Origin of the sequence: Pseudomonas fluorescens (assembly GCF_902498195.1) — a bacterium.
Taxonomy (GTDB): domain Bacteria; phylum Pseudomonadota; class Gammaproteobacteria; order Pseudomonadales; family Pseudomonadaceae; genus Aquipseudomonas; species Aquipseudomonas fluorescens_BU.
Genome location: NZ_CABVIY010000002.1, coordinates 39,998 through 59,274, shown reverse-complemented (window position 1 = coordinate 59,274; position 19,277 = coordinate 39,998). Strand labels below are relative to the sequence as shown.

Sequence of the window (19,277 nt, the reverse complement as noted above, 5' to 3'; positions counted from 1 at the left end):
TCCCGTAGAAATTCCATGATCAGCGTCCGAAACGCACGCCGTAGCTCACACCCAGTGTTCCACCGGCCTTGCCGTCCCCGCCTTGTGGCGCGGATTGGTAGCCGAAGGTGAAGGCCAGTTCGTCATCGCCCAGCACTTCAACGCCGATCCCGGTATTGATGCCGTAGTTAAAGGTTTGATCCGTCCATTGCCAGCCCGCCGTCAGGTCCACCAGCCACGTGTATTGCGGACGCGTGCGTACCAGCGCCCCCGGCAAGCCGCGACGCCAGGAACTGCCGACATACAGTTGGCCGTAGCGGCTTTGCAGCAGGTCATCGGCCGAAACGGTCGGGATGTCCAGCGGGTTGATCGGCTCGGCCACACCGGTGTCAGGGTCGACGAACGGAAGCGGCGGTGCCTCCGAGATGATCGGGCCGCCAAAGTTGCTGGACAGGTCGTTCAGCGTTTTGTCCTTGACCCGGTTCTTCTGGTAATCGACACCGCTGCGCACGGTCCAGTTGGGACCGGCGAATTCCAGGGTGTGGTTGAACTCCATTTTCAGAGCATGGCCGTCGCCCAGGTCGTCGCCGTCCCGGGTGGAGAACGAGCGTTGCGCGACTTCCCAGCTGAACTGGTCGCGAGCGGTCAGGCTATGACGGCCGCCCAGGTACACGCGATCCTGCTGGCCGAACGCGCGCATCAAGCCACTGTCTTCGCTCTTGCGGTGCCAGTCGACGCCGGTTTCCAGTTCATCGCTCACGCCCAACTGCCAGGTCCGGGAAAGACCCAGGCCATTACGGTCGTCGTCGCTGCGCTGGCTGGTGTCGGCGAACAGCTTGTAGCTGCCGTTCTCCACGGCGCGCTGAAGGGTCAGGGTCGCGTTGTGCTCTTCGCCGACTCTCGAGGATTCGATGTCGTCGCCGCTGTAATCGCCCTGCTCCAGCTGGAGATCGGCGTACCACTGATTGCCCAGGTTGTGGGCAATTTCCAGGCGCGGGCCCTTGATCTCGATACCGCCGAAATCCTGTTCGTGCCACGACAACTGCGCACCTTGCGGCGTGCGTTCCTGAATCTCCACCGCCTGGCGGCGCAGCTGATTGCGCACCGCTTCCGGTTGCTCGTCACCCAGTTCCGACGAGCTGATGGCGAGCGCTTCATCGAGGCGCCCCAAACGCGTAAGGGCTTGCACCCGTTGCGCCGCGTTCAGATCATTGCTGGCCAGCAACGTTTCGACGTGGGCCTTGTTGCGGCTGCGCAGGGCCTGTTGAATTTGCTCGTAACGCTCGACCTTCAGGCCCTGGCTGCGCGCCCAGGCCAGCCAGTCGTCCTTTTGCGCTTCCTGGTTCGTGTCATCGAGACGCGCCAACAGGCGCTCGAACCACAGTTGCAGCATTGCCGGCGAACCGTCCTGCCACTTCAGGGCTTCCTGCTGCGCCTTGCGCGGCGAGTAACTGCTGGCCATCAGGCGCAACCAGATCACGAAGCGCTGGGACGACGGCTGAATGTTTTCACCTTCAGGGCTGCGCAACAGCTTCAGGCGCAGACGCTGGGCGGCATCTTCATAACCGGCGCTGTCCAGCGCATCGGCGTAGGCCGCCTGCACCAGCCAGTCGTTCGGGGCGCTTTTGAGGTAGGTGCGGTACCAGGCCAGGGCCTCGGTGTTGCGACCGACCAACTGGCTGGCGCTGGCGAACGGCAACCAGAGGATCCGGTCGTTGCGTGCCTGCGACTTCCATTTGCTCAACAACGGCTTGAGTTCGCTGACGTTGCCGGTGTCGACGTAGAGCCACATCAGGCGCTCGCGGAACAGGTTGTCATCGGGGTACTGCGACAGGCCTTGAAGGTACAGGCGCCTGGCTTCCTCGGGCTGTCCTTGTTGCACCGCCAGCGCACCCCGCGCCGCCAGGACCTGGGACTGATCGTAGGCCTGCGGATACTGCTCGGCATCCTTGAGCAAGGCGATCATCTGCGGCCAATCCTGCATTTGCTGGGCTTGCTGCAACGCTTCGACCAGACGGTCCGGGTTATGGGTACGCTCCCAGACACCCACCATCATGGTCAACGCGCGCTGCGGATCGGTGGTGCGATAGATGGTGATCAGCTGACTCTCGTCGCCCCGGCTGAGCGAACCCTTGAGCGCCAGCACCTTCTCCAGGGCAAGCTGCAGCTCATCGTCCAGTTCCAGGTTCCAGGCCAAAGAAGCCCGGGCGCGCCAGTAGTTCGGATCGTCGATCTTGCGCGTGTCGACCTGCATGACCTTCCAGGCAGAAGGGCTGTCGTACAACTTGAGGTAGGTGTCGGCCCAATCGACGCGCTCGTGGGTGGTCAGCGCAAAGCGTTTCGAATAGTCCCCGTAGGCCTTGGCCTTTGACGCGAACTGCCCGGTGTTTTCGAGATTCTGCAACAGGCGCGTCCAGGCCAGGCGATGGCCGGGGTACTTGTGCACGTAGTTGCGCAACCAGGTTTCGGCCTGGTCCGGGGTGCCCCGTGACTCATGGCCATAGACCAGTGCATCCAGTTCGATGTCGGTCAGCGCGCGCAGGTTCATGATCTCCGCGAGCAGCGGAATCGAGCGGTCGAAGTCGAATTGCTGGCTTGCCAGACGCCATGAGTGCTCGCGGATTTGCGGGTCTTCGCGCAATTTCAGCAAGCGAATCCAGTGATCCAGCGCGGCTTCGTTGTCGCCACGCCATTCGCCAAGGTGGGCCATTTGCTCCAGCAAGGGCTGATCTTCTGGATGATCGAGCAGCAATTGCTGCCCATCCAGCCAGGCGCCTTCCAGATCGCCCAGGGCCAGGCGCATGCGAAAATCCTTTTCCAGGATTTGCGGATTGTCCGGTTCCAGGACGCGCCACTGTTGCAGGAAACGCTGGGCCAGATCGAAGCGCTTGCTCGCGACCGCCACATCGACACCCTGCTCCACCCAGGCCACATCGGTCTGCGGATTGACCAGCAGATCGATTTCATCAGCGAGCACCTGCACCGCCTGATCACCCTGCCCGGAAGCCAGCAGGCTGTTGTACGCCAGCTGCGCATATTCACGCCGCTCGGCCGCCTGGTCGGTGTCGTTTCTCAACTCCAGGTAGATTTGCGCCGCCCGTGCCGGGTTCTCCCCCGCCAGGTACCACTTGGCGGCAGACTTGAGCGCATCGGTGCGCTGCTTGGGGTCGCGGGCAGCGATTTCTTCGAAAACGCCGGCCGCGTAGGCCGGGGACTGCAAGGTCAGCGCCAGCCTGGCCAGGCTCTGCAACTGCGGCAATGGCAGCTTGCTGTGATCGAAGGCTTTCAGGCGTTCGATCAAGGCTTGCTGGGCGATCAAGTCACCGCTGCGCGACGCTTCCAGCGCATCCAGCTCCAGCCGGTAATACGCCTGCAGATCCAGCACCGGCGTGGGCCAGTTCTCCACGTGCTGACGCGCCTTGGCGTAGTCGCCAAGGCGGATCAACAGCTCGATCAGCTGCACGCGCAGGTGATCGTCTTCCGGGTGGGCGGTCAGCAGCAGTTCGGCATAGTTGGCCGACACCGCATCCGGCTCGCGGCCATCGGGCTGGAATACTTCTTCACGCTGGAAGGTCGCCCACAGCAGACCTCCCACGGCAACCGCCACCACCGCCAGTGCCCATGGATTGAGCAGGCGGCTGTTTTTAGTTGCAGAGGAGCTGACCATTACTCACCTGCTTCATTGGTAATTGAAAAGTCCACAGGCCGGCAGACGCCTTGCCTGCAAAGCGCTGTCCATCCACTTCGACCCGACAGGCGCTCGACGAGCGCACCGAGAAGGTCAGGTCGACCTGCCCGGCAAACGCAAAGCTCACGCGCCGGTCATCCAGATACCGCCAGTCCAGCAACGGCAGGTTGGCTTCCTCCAGCGCCGGTCGGTCATCCCGGTCAGTACGCAACACCAGCAAGGCGTGATCGCTGCTCAGGTGCACGTAGCGCCCTTGCGGCAAATCGCGAACCCCGGCGATGCCTTGCGAACGCACCAGGTCCGGCCAGCCCATTTGCGGGTCCAGGCGCACGGTGCGCAACGCGTCCATGCCGCGAATCTGCCAGTGCCCCTCGGCGGTACGCGCCAGGCTCGACTGGTACAGGCCATGCAAGCGGTCGATGTAGTCACTCATCCACAGCGACATCGGCTTTTGCTCGCGCATGTAGCCGTAGATATCGTCCATGGCCTTGATCGAGGCCTGCTTGGTGGCTGAATAGAAGTGGTAGTAGAGGTGGATGCCGCGCAGGCGCCGTGGGCTGTCAGTCAGCTCGAAGGTGTCGATGACATCGCGAAAACCGTAGTAGGGGCCGTGCCACAGGTTGGTGTAGACGTTCTCGTTGATGACCGGCGCGTAGTACTGCAGGCCGACGCTGGTGGGGCGCAACAACGGGTTCAAGCCTGTCAGCGACGGGTTGCTCTTGGTCAGGATGGTCTTGGCGCCATTGACGTTTTTCAGGCCGGCCTCGTAGGCCAGCTTGAGGGTGGCCTCCGACGGCAGCGCATCGCCTGGCCAGAAAATCATCTTCACCGGTTTTTCCGGCGTGGTGAGCTGCTGGTTGATGTAGTCCCGCGAGCCGAACACCTCACGACGGAAATCGATCTTGTCGTAGCCCGGAATCTTCATGTTCTGGCCGTACTCCGGATTGTAGTCCTCGCGTTTGCGCGCCAGTTCCGGCATCAGGAAAAACGGGTGGCTGAAGGTGTGGGTGGCGACTTCGACCTTGGGGTTGGCGAACAGCTCGCGCGCGATGGGCTCCAGCTCGCGCGCCAGGTGCGGAAACGCGCCACGGGGTGAAATCTCACCCTCGATGATCGACACCGAGGTCAGGAACGGGTTGGGCTTGATGAAATCGTCGAGCACCGCCTTGCCGGCATAGGGCGTGCCGCGCACTTCGGCGCGGGAGGGGAAACCGTCGCCATCGATGTGCACCGTGGCGATCCGCCGGCCGTTTTCCGTGGTGGTGTCCGGACGTGGCTGCGCCGGCAAGCGCAGGGCTTTTTGCAGGTACGCCAGGGGGTCGAGGATCCAGCGCCTGCGTTCGTCGCTTTCTTCCAGGATGTAAGGGGTCAAGGCCAGGCCACCCCACTTGGCCACCGCCACCGGCGTCACGGTCTGGCCGTCCGCGGAGTTCAGGGACAAGACAGGCTTGGGACCGTCCGGCAGCACGGAGATGTTCGACAGGCCACGGGTTTTCGGCTGCACGGGGCCTTCGAAGCCGCCGATCAGCGACTTGTCCTGATAGCTGACCGTCATCGCCTGGGTCGCCAATGGCGCCGACAGATTCAGGCCAAGGCGCTTGAGCAGGGCCGAATCTTCAATCGGCAGGCTGGCGAAAAACACCAGTGGCACGTTTTCGTCCAGGCGCTTGTTGAGCCAGCCGTTGAACGCCTTGCTGTCCGCCGGCGGGCCGTAGGTCATCCAGGTCACGATACCGGCATACAAGCCGCTGAACTGGTAATTGGGCAATTTGTCGGCCGGCAGGTAATCGACCCGGTAACCGAGGTATTCGAGCAGGCCGCCCAGCACGATGTGCCCCAGGTTACTGGTCAGGTCATCCTCGCGCGGGTCGAACAGCATGGCGATCCGCCGCGGCTGAATCTCGATGTTGCTGACGCCCATCGAATCCAGGTCCGGCGTGCCGATGTACGGAATGAACCCTTCCTCGCGCAGACGCTTCGCCAGTTTGCGCGCTTCTTCACGGCGCTCCGGCGGCAAATAGTCGATCGCCACCAGCGGGATGCCTTTGGCGCGCAACGGTTGCAAGTGGGTTTCCAGCCACTGGCGATCGGCCTCGGGCACCGGGCGATAACGCTTGGCGGAGGGATCCCAGCCGGCGTGGATCGATTCAACGGCGACCGCCGCGGCCACGCCATCCAGTTCCGGCAGCACTTCGAAACCGCGATTGAAAAACAGCTTCAGGTTCGGCTGGCTCTTGTGCAGTTCGCGCAGGAAACTGGCGAGGGCCAGGCGTTGTTTTTCCCGCTCGCCTTGCGGCAACAGCTGGAAGCTGTCGAGGGTGTCGAGGAACAGTCCGGCATAACCGTCAGCCTGGAACGCCTTGGCGCGGCCGAGCAAATGCTCACGCCAGGCCGGCGACGCGAGGTCCATGACCTGGCTGTCCCAGGCGTCATTGCGCACTGGGCTGACGCCTTTGGCCAGGCCTGCCTTGGCGATTTCGGCCTTGCTGCCACTGAACTCACCGATCGACAGGTAAGCGAACGGCTGGCCGCCCAGCTTGCGCAGGGTTTTGACATCGCCCGCCGCCATGTTCCCGGGCTCGACCACCGCCCAATCGAACTGCGCCAGCTCGGAAATGGGCGGTTCGTCGGCATACCAGAAGGTCACGCTGGAAGGTGGCGTCAGTGCGGCTGCCTGCACGGCGGGCCCACTCACGCACAAAGCCAGAGCGGCTAACAGTCGCTTGGCGACCGAGCGGACACGCGTCCTGCGAAAAACGATTTCCATAACTCACTCTTGAATTGACTGCACCAATACCACTGCACCCGGGCGGTTAAACCAGCCGGCCTACAGACTGCGGATGAGTTTTGCCAGACCCTGGCCGATGGACGTCGGTTCCGGGAGATTGAAGCGCTCGAGCAGGCGAGCATTGTTGGCGCGCGAATGGCGAATATCGCCTTGGCGTGGCGCCTGGTGGTTCACCGTCAAAGGGTTGCCGGTGACGCTTCCCAGCTCAGCGATCAAATCGTTGAGACTGGTGGAACGGCTGAGGCCGATGTTCACAGCGCCTGGACGCGGCTCGTTCGCCTCCACGGCCTGGAGCAGAATGCTCACCAGGTCCTGGACATAGACGAAGTCGCGGGTTTGCTCGCCGTCGCCGAAAATCGACACCGGCTGCTTGTTCAGCGCCCGCTCGGTGAAGATGCTGATCACACCGGAGTACGGCGAAGACGGGTCCTGGCGTGGCCCGAAGATGTTGAAGAAACGCAGGATCACCGGCTCCAGGCCATGTTCACGGCGATAGAAATCCAGGTAGTACTCGCTGGCCAGTTTGTCGCTGGCATAGGGCGTGAGCGGCGACTTGGGGGTGTCTTCGTCGATGGCCGTGCCTTCGCCATTGTTGCCGTAGATCGCCGCGCTGGACGCGAACACCACGCGCTTGATCCCGGCCTTCAACATGCTTTCACAGACGTTGAGGGTGCCGACGAAATTGCTTTGATGGGTCGCCACCGGATCATCCACCGACGCCTGGACCGAAGCCACGGCCGCCAAATGCACGACAGCATTGCAATCGCGCATGGCCTGGGCCACGACGGCGCTGTCCGCGACATCGCCGATGACCAGGTTCAGGTTGGCATTGTCCATCGGCAAATTACTGACTTTGCCTGTGGACAAGTTATCCAGCACCCGGACTTTATATCCCTTGGCCAACAACGCTTCTACCAGATGCGACCCAATGAAACCCGCCCCGCCGGTAACCAGTACTCGCTCAACAAACATGAAATTTCTTCCTGAAGATTCAAGCGGATACCAGTGTTCGAAGTCCGCTAACGGTGTGTGATCGTTTAACCATATACGAATACAAAGCATGTAAAACTACACGGTCACATCCGACAGTTTTATGGCGCAAGGCCATTAAAACCGGGCCGATAATGGGAGATCCGACTGACACTGTCAATAGGTTGTCTCCTCCACCGCCCAATGGCTTGTAATAACGAAAATGAGTCATTTTTTTGACGACATTAATCGGATCCAACCGGAGCCCTATTCATGCATCAAGCCCTGCTCATCATCGATGTCCAACCCAGCTTCAGTCCTCCCCAATGGCTCATCGACGGCATCCGCGCGCTCATCGGCACCCTGCCCAGCGTCGCCACCGTCGAACGGCATGACGAATCCAAAACGCCTTTCCAGAAACAACTTGGATGGCACCCTGCCTCAAACGATAGCAGCCTAATTGAAGCTGACCAGATTTTTATCAAATACGGCTACGCGCCGTCGCCGGAAACGATCGAATACCTGAAAAACCTGAACGTGGATCGCGTGCTGGTGTGCGGCCTGCAAACCGAAACCTGCTGCCTGGCGGCGGGGTTTGCGCTGTTTGATGCCGGGTTGCAGCCGACGCTGATCACGGACCTGACGGTGGGGTCGTCACTGGATCGGTCGGGGGGCTTGGGGGTGAGGCTTTGGGCGCATCATTTTGGGCGGGTGGTGAAGGTGAGCGAGATTTGACAGCGACCCGTCATTCGCAAGCTACCCAAAAGTCAGCACGAAGGGTGCCGCCGACTGCTCAATGGCACTGATGACATGAGGAACCTGCTCACGATGCTGGGGATAACGGGCAATGACCGCTTCAACAGCCGCCAGCATTGTCTGAATGCGCTCCCTGGGTCGATCGATTTCACAGGTTTGCGCAAATTCCAGCAACCCTTGTCGCGAAGCGAACATGGACTTGTTACCCGCCAGATCCAGCGCCAATACATCTTCCGGAATATAGGCAGTGGTGTTGACGAGGTCATAGGCGGGCGCCAGGCGCGCATCGCGTCGTGTTGGCTGCGAATAGAGCAAGCCAAAGTTCTTCAAGTGTGCGTCGCCATTTCCGACGATACAGCTCAAGGCAACACTGTCGAATAATTGATCAAGGGAAGATCGCAGATGCTGCGCAGGGCAGAACAAACGAATGGCCTTGGCGATTGCCGCGTAGCTTTTGCTGTATTTCTGGTCGGCAGAAAGCCCCATCAGGGCCGCCATGTCCTCGAAGCCGATCGGGTTGAGTTGGTCGTCCCGATCGAAGCGGCGCATGACAAACAGCTTCGCGTTATCAGACAGATAAAAGGGCGGAACGGATAAACCTGCTTCCTTGGCGATCGACATGCACACGAACTCATTGACCGCCAGCCCCGGAAACTCGTCACGGCCGCTCTTGATGATCAAGTCCGATGTTTTCGATGTCACACGCGGCAACCCGGCATCCTGCCGTTCCGGCACCAACACCTTGGGTTGAACACCTGAAATGCCCGCACGCAGGATGTAGCGGTCGAGCAGATCGGCAAAAATATCCTCCGTGCCGTCCCACGTCAGAATCTCTTCGAGCCTTTCACCTGCAAAATCCTGATCCGCCAACAAGGCATCGACTGTTTCGGAGCGCACACGAACCCTGCCGATGGGGGAACTGCTCCCGGAAAGCGCCAACAACAGCATGGGGTCGACGTTAGTGGTTTTAGCCAAGCGATTGCGTAAGTGCTCGAGCACATAGCCTTCCGGCAGATTCATCTGGAAAACCGGATGCAAATCCCGCCGACGAAAATCGTCCGGCCGTACCGGCATCGTCAGGCTGATGGCCGCACCGGGCAATGCATCTTCGTGATAGCGAAAAATAAAGTCTTCAGCGCTGGTGAGAATTCGGCCGCTGATGCCTTCAGGTGTATCGACTTTGAGAGAAGTCATTTTCATTTGAACAAATCCCCCAGCTCATCAAGGGTTGGCATGGCTGCCGGGACAACCGTGAACTCACAATCCAGGGCGCCCAGTACTCGGGCATAAGCCGCCATGGCGACAGAAAGGGTGCCCTTCTCTACCGCAATGATTTTCTGTCGAGGCAAACCGGCGAGTTCGGCAAGTTGTGCTTGCGTCAGGCCCCGGCTGACTCGCTTTTCACGAATCTGTTGGCCCAGGCGGGAGATGATCAGCGAGTAATCCATGTCCAGTAACCGTAACATTAGCCTTTGAATGTATAGCATACGTAACATTTAAGCGAACGTTCATCTTTGCATCAACCCTGCTCCCGATTCATCGGATTCATCGCCCTCAAGCACTTGAAGTCAGGGCGCGAAGCCCTTCTACACTCAATCGACATACGCCCCAACCCACTGCCGAAATGAGCCCCCATGACCACCCTCCAAGACCATTTCAAACAAGGCAAGAATGCCCGCAAGAAATGCCCGCGCAGTGCGCAGGCGTCCCTGGGCAAAATCAGTCGCGATCCGATTCCGCTGATCAAGGCGTCGAGCGAGGGGCGGGTCAAGGCGCTGGTCGAGTTGCGGTATGGGCGGATGCTGGTGTCGCCGTTTACCTTCTACCGCGGCAATGCGTTGCTGCAGGCCCACGACCTGGCGGGCACGCCGGACATGGGGCTGGTTTCGCCGATCTGCGGTGACTGTCACCTGATGAATTTTGGCGGCTTTGCCACGCCCGAACGCAATCTGTTGTTCAGCGTCAACGACTTCGACGAAGCGCACCCCGGACCTTGGGAGTGGGACGTGAAACGCCTGGTCGCGAGTTTTCTGGTGGCCGCCCGCGACCTGCGCCACGGCAGCTCGGTTGAAGAAGCGGTCTGCCGTGAAGTGGCGGGCGCCTATCAGCAGACCCTGCTTGAGTGTGCCCAGCAGAGCGCGCTGGACACCTGGTACGAGTCCATCACTTACGATGATCTGCGCGAGCAGGCGCGCAAAGGTGCACTGGAGCACGTGGAGCGCGCCATCGAAAAAGCCGAGCGGCGCACCCACGCCGAACTGTTGCCCAAAATCAGCGAGCGCGACACCCAGGGTCGCCTGATTATCCGCGATGATTTGCCGGAGATCTTCCACCTGCACAGCAACACCACGATGCTCGACGCCGACGATGACTGGTTGCGCCTGTCGGACTGGCGACCGCTGCTGGACACCTTCATGCGCGACTACCGGGGCACCTTGCAAGCCGACCGCCGTGAGCTGTTGTCACGCTACAAGGCTCAGGACCTGGCGTTCAAGGTGGTGGGGGTCGGCAGTGTCGGCACCCGCTGCCTGGTGGCCCTGTTGACCGACGAGCAGGAGTTCCCGTTGTTCCTGCAATTCAAGGAAGCGCGGCGCTCGGTACTCGCCGGTTACGTCAAGGCCAAGACCCGGACCCGGCATGAGGGCCAGCGTGTGGTCGAAGGCCAGCGCCTGATGCAATCGGCCAGCGACCTGTTCCTCGGCTGGACCACGGGCCCCAGCGGTCGCCACTTCTATGTCCGTCAATTACGCGACATGAAAGTGTCGGCGGAGCTTGAAACCTTCGACGACGAAACCTTCATCGCCTACGGCAGGGTCTGTGGTCGCGCCCTGGCACGGGCCCACGCCAAGGCGTCCGGTTACGCCGCGCAGATCAGCGGCTACATCGGCACCGGCGACGCACTGGCCGATGCGCTCTACAAATATGCCAAAGACTATGCCGAACAGAACGAGCGTGACTTCGAGCGCTTTCAGCAAGCCTGCCGCAAGGGCCGTCTGCACGCGCGTTCGGAAGCCGACTTTGCGGCGGATCACTTGCCCTGAACCTGTTAACAATGGGCCTCCTGCAGGAGCGAGCCTGCTCGCGAAAAACCCGAGCGCGCCGCCGGACCTCCGGTTTACGCGCTATCGTTCACGACCATCGTGGGAACGCCGCCCGGAGCAAGCTCGCTCCCGCAACAAAGGCCCACGAGCTTCTTGCCGCCATACCCTGCCGATCTATATGATAAGTATTATCATTTGTGATATTTACTCATCCGGCGCCTTCACCTCATGCCTCCATCCCCCCAAACCGGTTTCTGCGATGTGGCCGTGCTTTACCGTCAGCAGCACAGCTGGTTGCAGAACTGGCTACGGCGCCGACTGAACTGTTCGCACATCGCGGCGGACCTGGCCCACGACACCTTCATGCGCCTGCTGGCCAAGGAACAGGTTGCGCAGCTGCATGCCCCACGCACGTTTTTGGCGACGGTGGCCCAGAGCGTGCTGTCCAATCATTACCGTCGGCAAAAAATCGAGCGCGCCTACCTTGAGGCACTCGCGGCGATGCCCGAACAGGTGGCCCCCAGCCTGGAAACCCAGGCGATTGTGCTGGAAACCCTGATCGCCCTCGACGCCGCCCTCGAGGGTCTGGAGCGTCCGGTGCGCGAAGCGTTTCTGTGGTCGCAGGTGGACGGGCTGAGCCACGGTGAAATCGCCGGGCGGCTCGACGTTTCCGTCACCACGGTCAAGCGCTACATCATCAAGGCGGGCGCGATGTGCATCCAGCTCGATGACAGCCTGGACCCGCCATGAAAGCCAACGACACGCTTTCGATCTCCGGTGACGTCGCCGAGCAGGCGATGCATTGGCACCTGGAGCTTCAGGAACACGATGTCAGCGAAGCGACTCTGGTCGCCTGGATGAGTTGGCGTCAGGCGCATCCCATGCACGAGCGCGCCTGGCAGCGGGCCGAGGCTTTCGCCCAGCGCATGAGTGATCTGCGCAGCCCTGGCCAGCGCCCCCTCGCCCACGCGACGTTGCGGCCAACGCTGTCGCGGCGTGCGGCGATCAAGCAACTGAGTATTTTGCTGGCGGCCGGTGCCGGGGCCTGGAGCCTGAAAGACACCGCACTCCTGCAAGACATGACCGCCGACTACCACAGCCGTATCGGCGAACAACGGCGCCTCGTGCTCGCCGACAACACTCGGGTCGAGCTCAACACCGACAGCGCCATCAATGTGCTCTTCGAGCGCGAAACCCGGCGCATCCGGCTGCTGCGGGGCGAACTGTTGATCACCCGGGACAGCATCGCCGACGGCCGTCTGTTGACGCTGGAAACCGCCGAAGGTCGCCTTGAGGCCACCCTGGCGCGGTTCAGTGTCCGGCAGCGCGCAGGCTTCACTCAAGTCAGTGTGTACCACGGCACGCTGGTGCTCCGCCCTTCCCTGCAAACGGATATTCCTGTCGCACTGAAAGCGGGCGAGCAGCTCAGCTTCAACGACCGGGGCGTGATCGCCCGGCAAGCCGTCGCCCTGACGTCACCGGCGTGGACTCAAGGCATGCTGGTCGCCCAGGGCCAGCGCCTGGCGGATTTCCTCGATGACCTGAGCCGCTACCGTCGCGGGCATCTGGCGTGCGATCCGACGTTGGCCGATGTTCGTGTGTCCGGCACGTTCCCGCTGGCCGATACCGAGCGAGTCATCTTCGCGGTCGCCGACACGCTGCAACTCGATGTGCAGCAATTCACCCGTTACTGGGTCACGCTGAAGCCGCGACTGGCCTGACGCTCAATTTATTTTTCGCTTGGGTGGTCCGTTTTCGATTCTCGCGAGACTTAAACCCCAGACATTCAATTCAATGGGGAACAACTCGTGGATTCCACCGCACGCAAACGCCGGGGCTGGCACTTATCACTCAAGCAAAACCTGGCGGGCGCCGTGGTTCAGGGCATCGCCTGCATGACGGCGGCCGCCCCGCTGCTGATGCTGCCCACCTGGGCCGCCGCCGAGCAGGCGCAGCAGGACTTCGACATTCCGGCCGGGCCGCTGGCGCCAGCGCTGAGCCGATTCGGCGAGACCGCACACATCCTGCTGTCCTATTCCCCTTCCCTGACCGAAGGCCGAGCCACGTCCGGGCTCAAGGGGCGCTACGACGCGGATCAAGGCCTGGCACTCCTGCTCGCCGGCACGGGCCTTGAAAGCAGTCGCGGTGCCAATGGCAATTATTCGTTGCAAGCAAGTACGGGCGATACCTTGCAGTTGGGCGCGGTGTCGATTTCCGGCAAGGCGCCGGGTTCGACCACCGAAGGCACCGGGCTCTACACCACTTACTCGTCCAGCAGCTCGACGCGCCTGAACCTCACCCCCCGGGAAACCCCGCAATCGCTGACAGTCATGACCCGCCAGCGCCTGGACGACCAGCGCCTGACCACCCTGACCGACACCATGGAAGCCACGCCCGGCATCACGGTGGTACGCGACGGGCTGGGTTCTGAAACCGATGCTTACTGGTCCCGCGGCTTTGCGATCCAGAACTATGAAATCGATGGGGTTCCGACCAACACCCGCCTGGATAACTACGCCCAGAGCATGGCGATGTATGACCGCGTCGAAGTCGTGCGGGGCGCCACCGGGTTGATCAGCGGCATGGGCAACCCCTCGGCGACGATCAACCTGATCCGCAAACGCCCGACCGCCGAAGCCCAGGCCAGCGTCACCGGCGAAGCGGGTAATTGGGACCGTTACGGCACCGGTTTCGACGTCTCCGGGCCACTGACCGAAACCGGCAATGTGCGCGGCCGGTTCGTGGCCGACTACAAGACAGAGAAGGCCTGGATCGATCGCTACAACCTGCAATCGCAACTGATCTACGGCATCACCGAATTCGACCTGACCGAAGACACGCTGCTGACCATGGGCTTCAGTTACCAGCGCACCGACGTCGATTCGCCCCTGCGTTCCGGCCTGCCCACCCGCCTCAGCACCGGTGAGCGCAGTAACCTCAAGCGCTCGCTGAATGCCGGGCCGGAATGGTCGTACAACGATCACGAACAGACCAGCTTCTTCACCTCCATCGAGCAGCAGTTGGGCAACGGCTGGAGCGGCAAGATCGAACTCACCCACGCCGAAAACAAATTCGACGAGGCCTTCAACTTCGCCATGGGCGACCTCAATCCGGATGGCAGCGGCCTGACGCAATTGCCGGTGCGCTTCTCCGGCACCCCGCGCCAGGACAACCTGGACGTCTACGTGACCGGGCCGTTCGATTTGTTCGGTCGCCAGCACGAACTGATCACCGGCATGACCCTGTCCCAGTACAAGGAGAATGTGCCGACCTGGGGTGGCTGGCGTTACGACTACGCCAATTCCCCGGCGGGTGTGATCGACAACCTGTTCACCTGGGACGGCAAATCGGTCGACCCGAACTTCACCGAAAGCGGCAAATCGTCGATCGACGAAAACCAGTACGCGGCCTACCTGACCTCGCGCTTCAGCGTGACCGACGACCTGAGCCTGATCCTCGGCAGCCGCGTCATCAACTGGAAGCGCGACACCTCCGACCGCCCTTACGGCGGCGAAGAAACCGAGGTCAATCGCGAAGAAACCGGCGTGTACATCCCGTACGCCGGCGTGGTCTACGACCTCAACGACACCTGGTCGGTGTACGCCAGCTACACCAAGATCTTCAACCCGCAAGCCTCGTGGGTCACCGACGAAGACAACAAACCGCTCGACCCGATGGAAGGCAAAGGCTACGAGATCGGCCTGAAGGGCACGCACCTGGACGGCAAGCTCAACTCCAGCCTGGCGCTGTTCAAACTGGAGCAGGACAACCTGGCGATCTGGCAACACGACAACGTGTACAGCGCCGAACAGGACACCACCTCCAAAGGCATCGAACTGGAGCTGAACGGCGAACTGGCCGAAGGCTGGCAGGCGTCGGCCGGGTATGCCTACTCGGTCACCACCGATGCCGACGACCAACGCATCAGCACCAACCTGCCGCGCAACAGCGTCAAGACCTTCACCACCTACCGCCTGCAAGGGCCACTGGACAAAATCACCGTGGGCGGCGGCGTGAACTGGCAGAGCAAAGTCGGGGCGGACCTGCACACTTTCAGCCAGGGCAGCTACGCCGTTACCAACCTGCTGGCGCGCTATGACATCAGCCAGCACCTCAGTGCGTCGGTCAACCTGAACAACCTGTTCGATCGCGAGTATTACAGCCAGTCCGGGTTGTATGGCGTGTATGGCGCCCCACGCAATGTGATGACCAGCTTCAAGTACAACTTCTGACGCTGGCCGGCACTCGATGCGCGCGTGCACCCCGCAAGGAATGCACCGCGCGTCGATCCGTTGATGAACTTTTCTTCACCCCGCCTTAAACGCGCAACCTGTACATTGGCTTCGCTCATTCAAGAAACTACGGTTTGCCCGCCCTCCCGCGGGCTTTTTTTTGCCTGTAGATTGCTCGTCATTCCCTCCTTCATGGGCAACGCGCCCGGAGCGCCCGATGACGATCTTCACCCTGCCCTGCCAGCGCCTGACGCTGGCGATCCTGAGCCCCGCTCAAGCCGCGCTGGAAAGCGATTTCTACCAACGCAACCACGCGCACCTGGCGCCGTGGACGCCGGTTCGCGCGGACGATTACTACAGCCCGGAAAAAATCCGCTCGCGCCTGGCGCAACAGGCCATGGCGTTCGATGAAGGCTATGCGGTGCACTTCGCGGTGCTGGATCGCGACAGCGGGCAGATGATCGGCGCGTGCAATTTCAGCGGCATCGTTCGCGGGGCGTTCCAGGCGTGTTATCTCGGCTATCACATGGGCGAGTCCCACCAGGGCCAGGGCCTGATGCGCGAAGCGCTTGAGGCGGGCATCGGCTACATGTTCGAAAGCCTGAACCTGCACCGGATCATGGCCAACTACATCCCCGGCAACGAACGCAGCGCGCGGTTGCTGGAACGCCTGGGTTTCGAGCGTGAAGGCTATGCCAGGGATTATCTGAACATTGCCGGGTGCTGGCAGGACCATGTGCTGACGGCATTGGTCAGCAAGGTTTGGGAGGATCCGGAGCGGCAGTGGTCGCGGAGTCTGGGTTAACACGTCCACGACCGCGTTATCGTTCTTCGCGAGCAAGCCCGCTCCCACATTTGACCGCGTTCGCCTGTACGACACCGATCAAATGTGGGAGCGGGCTTGCTCGCGAAAGCTATGTCCCAGGCAACGACAATTTAGAACCTGGGCAAGGTCTCAGCTGCCAACACAGGCTCTTCAACCTTCTGCAGCACTGGCAGCTCAAGCCGCGCCCGCCCATAAAACGCCAGCGCCGTCAGCAAACACGCCAGCCACACGACGATCCCGGCCCAGAACGTGTGGGACATGTAGTGCCAGCCCTGCAACACGCGGGTCGTACCGTAGACAAAACCCAGCCCCAGCGAGCCATACATCAGCGCCCTGGAGTACTGCCAGCGATAACGACGCGCCACGAAGTACAGCGCCAGCATCGTAAAGCCCCCCGAGGCATGCCCGCCCGGCCAGCAGCGACCGTCACCGGCCACCTTGAGCAAATCGAAGTTTTCGTACCACTCCTTGTGCTCGATCTTGCCGCCGTACTGTGTCGTTTCGATCGGGCAATACACGCTGGTGTGGCCCTTGAGGTAGTGGATCAGGCCGGTACTGATGGCAAACGCGAACACCACGTAGAGAAAATCCCGCCGATGCTTGCTGGCAAACCGCAGCACCGGCGCGACTTTGATTTTTTCCAGGAACGCGTTGACCTTCGGATGTTTCCCGGCCTTCAACAGCGGCCAGATTAACGACAACAAAGCGCCAATGATCGCCAATTCCCCGGTCCAGTTCGGGATGATCCGCGCCCATTTGTGGGTGATTTTTTCGAACAGATGCACATGGTCCAGCGGAAAGGTCTGTGTCACCGGGTCAAAAAAGAGATCGTTGAAGGCGATGTCGATTCTGGTCAGGTCGAACATCAGGAACACCACGACCGCACAGGCCAGCGGGATACCGAAGTTCATCCAGTAAAAACGGGAGCGGGAAGGCGTCTGCATGGGGTGTTCCGGTGCGGAGAGTGAATTCATTCGGGGGTCACCGAGCGCCAGTCCGAGGCTTCGATGTAGCCCAGCATGCGGGGAGCCTTGAGAGGATCGGCGGTGATAAACAGTGAAGCGCCGTAACCCAGGGTCGAGGACGGCAAGTCGAGGTCCTTCTCCAGTTGCGACATGCATTCGCTGTGGGTCACCAGGATCAGGTTGCGACCGGCGACCTTGTGCGCCATCGCATCGCGCAGCATGGTGCCCTTGCAGTTGATCAACCACTCGTCCCCGGCATTGACCTTGTTGAACATGTAGCTGGAGGTCTGCGCCGTGCGCATCATCGGGCTGTTGTAGAAGTCGGCCCTGTCCAGGCCCAGTTGCTCGAACTGCGCGCCGACGGCCACCGCGACACTGCGCGAACGGTCGGTAATCCCGTCGTTGCCGCTCAGGCAAGGGGCGCGGGAGTGATCGCAACGTTCGACGTGGCGCACCAACACGATCATGTCGCCTTTGGCCCAGCCCGCCTGTAACGCCCGTGCACCGGCGACGTTGCCATGGGCCAGGTCCGGCACGGCGGCCGGGCGCAGTAAAAACAGCGTCAGGGGAACCACCAAAAGCGCCGAGGCCAGCACCACCGCCGCATTGCGAAAGCGGGCCAAGGGACCCAGATCAATCGAGCGGGTGATTCCAAACAGACTCAGTCTCAATTCCACATCAAGCCGCCTCGCCGGCATACACCCTTTCATTCGATGCGCCGAGGGTAGAGAGGCAGACGTGGGCAGGGGGTGAAACGCTTGTGAAAAAAAGCTGAAAGCAAAGATCGCAGCCTGCGGCAGCGCCTGCAAGGTTGTGCACCCTCCACTGTAGGAGCTGCCGCAGGCTGCGATCTTTTGATCCTGGCCATAAAATCCTTTCAGCTCTCGTGTTTGCTGCCGATAAACCCCTTCTGAATACCTTGCTGGCACCTAAAAACAACAATCTTCCAGCCAACCGACGATCGAGAAGCACTACGTTCCTGGAGGAATTTGATGAATAGCTGGTTCGGCAACATCAGCGTGAACCTGAAACTGGGCCTGGGCTTTGGCCTGGTCCTGGCCCTGACCTGCGTCCTCGCCCTGACCGGCTGGACCAGCCTCGGCAGTTTGATCGACCGCAGCAACTGGATGAGCGACATCACCCAGCTCAACGCCGGCCTGACCAAACTGCGCGTGGTGCGCCTGCAATACATGCTCGCCGACGGTGATGAAACCACCGCGCAGAATGTGCAGACCACCCTCGAAGCGTTTTCGGCGCAACAGCAAGCGCTGCTGGTGAAGTTCAAGAGCCCGGAAAACCTCAAGCTGCTCAAGGAACAAGGCGCCGTCATCGACGCCTACAAGGTATCCCTGAGCAAAATGCGTGGTGCCTACCGCGCCGGCAACAGTGCTCGCGAGCAGATGACCGCCAACGCGGAAACCGCCAGCACGCTGATCAATGACATCAACACCCGCGTGCAACAACTGCCGCCGAGCGATCAACGTTTCGAACAGTTCCAGGCCATCAGCGCCGCCAAGGAAGCCTTCCTGCTGGCCCGCTACGAAGTCCGTGGCTACATCGCCACCACCAACGCCGACACCGAGCAGAAAGCCGTCGCGCAACTGGATGCCGCCATCGCCAGCGTGAAATCCCTCAACGCGCAGTTGGCCGACATTCAGCCACAGGCCCTGCGTCAACTGGAAACCGCGCTGGGCAACTACCGCAGTGCCTTGCAGGCTTACAAGACCGCGAGCAACGAGATCGTGGTGGCACGCAAGGAAATGACTGACGAAGGCGCCGCCATCGTTTCGCTGAGCGAGCAGCTGTACCAGATCCAGCTGGACCGCCGCGATGCCGAAAGCGCCCAGGCCCGCACCCTGCAACTGTTCAGCACTGTACTGGCATTGCTCGTGGGCCTGATCGCCGCCGTCCTGATCACCCGGCAGATCACCGGCCCGCTGCGCGAGACACTGGCGGTGGTCGATCGCATCGCCAGCGGCGACCTGTCCCATGACGTCCGGGTGACCCGCCGCGACGAACTCGGGGTATTGCAA

Annotated in this window: 13 protein-coding genes and 1 pseudogene; 7 read left to right on the top strand and 7 right to left on the bottom strand. The window is 61.3% G+C overall.

The window, feature by feature from the left end:
* Window positions 1-19: 19 nt before the first annotated feature.
* From F8N66_RS05670 to F8N66_RS05660, 3 genes are read right to left on the bottom strand one after another with little or no spacing between them, the layout of a single operon-like run.
* Complete coding sequence (locus F8N66_RS05670) at window positions 20-3,646, bottom strand: tetratricopeptide repeat protein (protein WP_150769271.1); 3,627 nt, start codon at window positions 3,644-3,646, stop codon at window positions 20-22.
* A complete protein-coding gene (locus F8N66_RS05665) occupies window positions 3,624-6,434 on the bottom strand; it encodes a bifunctional glycoside hydrolase 114/ polysaccharide deacetylase family protein (protein WP_150769270.1) in 2,811 nt (936 codons plus the stop codon). Before F8N66_RS05665 ends, F8N66_RS05670 begins: the two co-directional genes overlap by 23 nt.
* 60 nt (window positions 6,435-6,494) lie before the next feature.
* Complete coding sequence (locus F8N66_RS05660) at window positions 6,495-7,427, bottom strand: NAD-dependent epimerase/dehydratase family protein (protein WP_150769269.1); 933 nt, start codon at window positions 7,425-7,427, stop codon at window positions 6,495-6,497.
* Window positions 7,428-7,697: 270 nt separating this feature from the next.
* Here F8N66_RS05660 and F8N66_RS05655 point away from each other — a divergent pair, with 270 nt between their 5' ends.
* Window positions 7,698-8,159, top strand: coding sequence for an isochorismatase family protein (locus F8N66_RS05655; protein ID WP_150769268.1), 462 nt, complete (start codon window positions 7,698-7,700; stop codon window positions 8,157-8,159).
* Between the two features lie 21 nt (window positions 8,160-8,180).
* Here F8N66_RS05655 and F8N66_RS05650 read toward each other — a convergent pair whose 3' ends face one another.
* A complete protein-coding gene (locus F8N66_RS05650; protein ID WP_150769267.1) occupies window positions 8,181-9,380 on the bottom strand; it encodes a type II toxin-antitoxin system HipA family toxin in 1,200 nt (399 codons plus the stop codon).
* On the bottom strand, window positions 9,377-9,628 hold the full coding sequence (locus tag F8N66_RS05645) for a helix-turn-helix transcriptional regulator (protein ID WP_150769266.1): 252 nt from the start codon (window positions 9,626-9,628) through the stop codon (window positions 9,377-9,379). The genes F8N66_RS05650 and F8N66_RS05645 overlap by 4 nt, the downstream gene beginning before the upstream one ends.
* 186 nt (window positions 9,629-9,814) lie before the next feature.
* Between F8N66_RS05645 and F8N66_RS05640 the strand changes: the two genes are divergently transcribed.
* The 5 genes from F8N66_RS05640 to rimJ all read left to right on the top strand — a co-directional run bounded on the left by F8N66_RS05640 (window position 9,815) and on the right by rimJ (window position 16,258).
* On the top strand, window positions 9,815-11,221 hold the full coding sequence (locus tag F8N66_RS05640; RefSeq protein WP_150769265.1) for a DUF2252 domain-containing protein: 1,407 nt from the start codon (window positions 9,815-9,817) through the stop codon (window positions 11,219-11,221).
* Window positions 11,222-11,449: 228 nt separating this feature from the next.
* Window positions 11,450-11,971 (top strand): sigma-70 family RNA polymerase sigma factor, encoded by a 522-nt coding sequence (locus F8N66_RS05635; protein ID WP_150769264.1) that lies wholly within the window; start codon window positions 11,450-11,452, stop codon window positions 11,969-11,971.
* Complete coding sequence (locus F8N66_RS05630; protein ID WP_150769263.1) at window positions 11,968-12,942, top strand: FecR domain-containing protein; 975 nt, start codon at window positions 11,968-11,970, stop codon at window positions 12,940-12,942. The genes F8N66_RS05635 and F8N66_RS05630 overlap by 4 nt, the downstream gene beginning before the upstream one ends.
* A gap of 174 nt (window positions 12,943-13,116) precedes the next feature.
* Complete coding sequence (locus tag F8N66_RS05625; protein WP_150770140.1) at window positions 13,117-15,453, top strand: TonB-dependent siderophore receptor; 2,337 nt, start codon at window positions 13,117-13,119, stop codon at window positions 15,451-15,453.
* A gap of 217 nt (window positions 15,454-15,670) precedes the next feature.
* Window positions 15,671-16,258, top strand: a complete 588-nt coding sequence (rimJ, locus tag F8N66_RS05620) for a ribosomal protein S5-alanine N-acetyltransferase (RefSeq protein WP_150769262.1) — start codon at window positions 15,671-15,673, stop codon at window positions 16,256-16,258.
* Window positions 16,259-16,389: 131 nt separating this feature from the next.
* Here rimJ and F8N66_RS05615 read toward each other — a convergent pair whose 3' ends face one another.
* Together F8N66_RS05615 and F8N66_RS05610 are read right to left on the bottom strand one after the other, a co-directional pair.
* On the bottom strand, window positions 16,390-17,223 hold the full coding sequence (locus tag F8N66_RS05615; RefSeq protein ID WP_150769261.1) for a phosphatase PAP2 family protein: 834 nt from the start codon (window positions 17,221-17,223) through the stop codon (window positions 16,390-16,392).
* A gap of 26 nt (window positions 17,224-17,249) precedes the next feature.
* Window positions 17,250-17,921, bottom strand: coding sequence for a histidine phosphatase family protein (locus F8N66_RS05610; RefSeq protein ID WP_150769260.1), 672 nt, complete (start codon window positions 17,919-17,921; stop codon window positions 17,250-17,252).
* Between the two features lie 315 nt (window positions 17,922-18,236).
* Here F8N66_RS05610 and F8N66_RS32085 point away from each other — a divergent pair.
* Window positions 18,237-19,250 (top strand): annotated as a pseudogene (locus F8N66_RS32085) (methyl-accepting chemotaxis protein); the annotation flags it as partial.
* Between the last annotated feature and the right edge of the window lie 27 nt (window positions 19,251-19,277).

What these genes read in the sequence shown, in the direction of transcription:
- F8N66_RS05665 (WP_150769270.1), bottom strand. Translation starts at nt 6,434, where the DNA reads ATGGAAATCGTTTTTCGCAGGACGCGTGTCCGCTCGGTCGCCAAGCGA.
- F8N66_RS05670 (WP_150769271.1), bottom strand. Translation starts at nt 3,646, where the DNA reads ATGGTCAGCTCCTCTGCAACTAAAAACAGCCGCCTGCTCAATCCATGG.
- F8N66_RS05650 (WP_150769267.1), bottom strand. Translation starts at nt 9,380, where the DNA reads ATGAAAATGACTTCTCTCAAAGTCGATACACCTGAAGGCATCAGCGGC.
- F8N66_RS05630 (WP_150769263.1), top strand. Translation starts at nt 11,968, where the DNA reads ATGAAAGCCAACGACACGCTTTCGATCTCCGGTGACGTCGCCGAGCAG.
- F8N66_RS05625 (WP_150770140.1), top strand. Translation starts at nt 13,117, where the DNA reads ATGACGGCGGCCGCCCCGCTGCTGATGCTGCCCACCTGGGCCGCCGCC.
- F8N66_RS05645 (WP_150769266.1), bottom strand. Translation starts at nt 9,628, where the DNA reads ATGGATTACTCGCTGATCATCTCCCGCCTGGGCCAACAGATTCGTGAA.
- F8N66_RS05660 (WP_150769269.1), bottom strand. Translation starts at nt 7,427, where the DNA reads ATGTTTGTTGAGCGAGTACTGGTTACCGGCGGGGCGGGTTTCATTGGG.
- rimJ (WP_150769262.1), top strand. Translation starts at nt 15,671, where the DNA reads ATGACGATCTTCACCCTGCCCTGCCAGCGCCTGACGCTGGCGATCCTG.
- F8N66_RS05615 (WP_150769261.1), bottom strand. Translation starts at nt 17,223, where the DNA reads ATGCAGACGCCTTCCCGCTCCCGTTTTTACTGGATGAACTTCGGTATC.
- F8N66_RS05655 (WP_150769268.1), top strand. Translation starts at nt 7,698, where the DNA reads ATGCATCAAGCCCTGCTCATCATCGATGTCCAACCCAGCTTCAGTCCT.
- F8N66_RS05640 (WP_150769265.1), top strand. Translation starts at nt 9,815, where the DNA reads ATGACCACCCTCCAAGACCATTTCAAACAAGGCAAGAATGCCCGCAAG.
- F8N66_RS05635 (WP_150769264.1), top strand. Translation starts at nt 11,450, where the DNA reads ATGCCTCCATCCCCCCAAACCGGTTTCTGCGATGTGGCCGTGCTTTAC.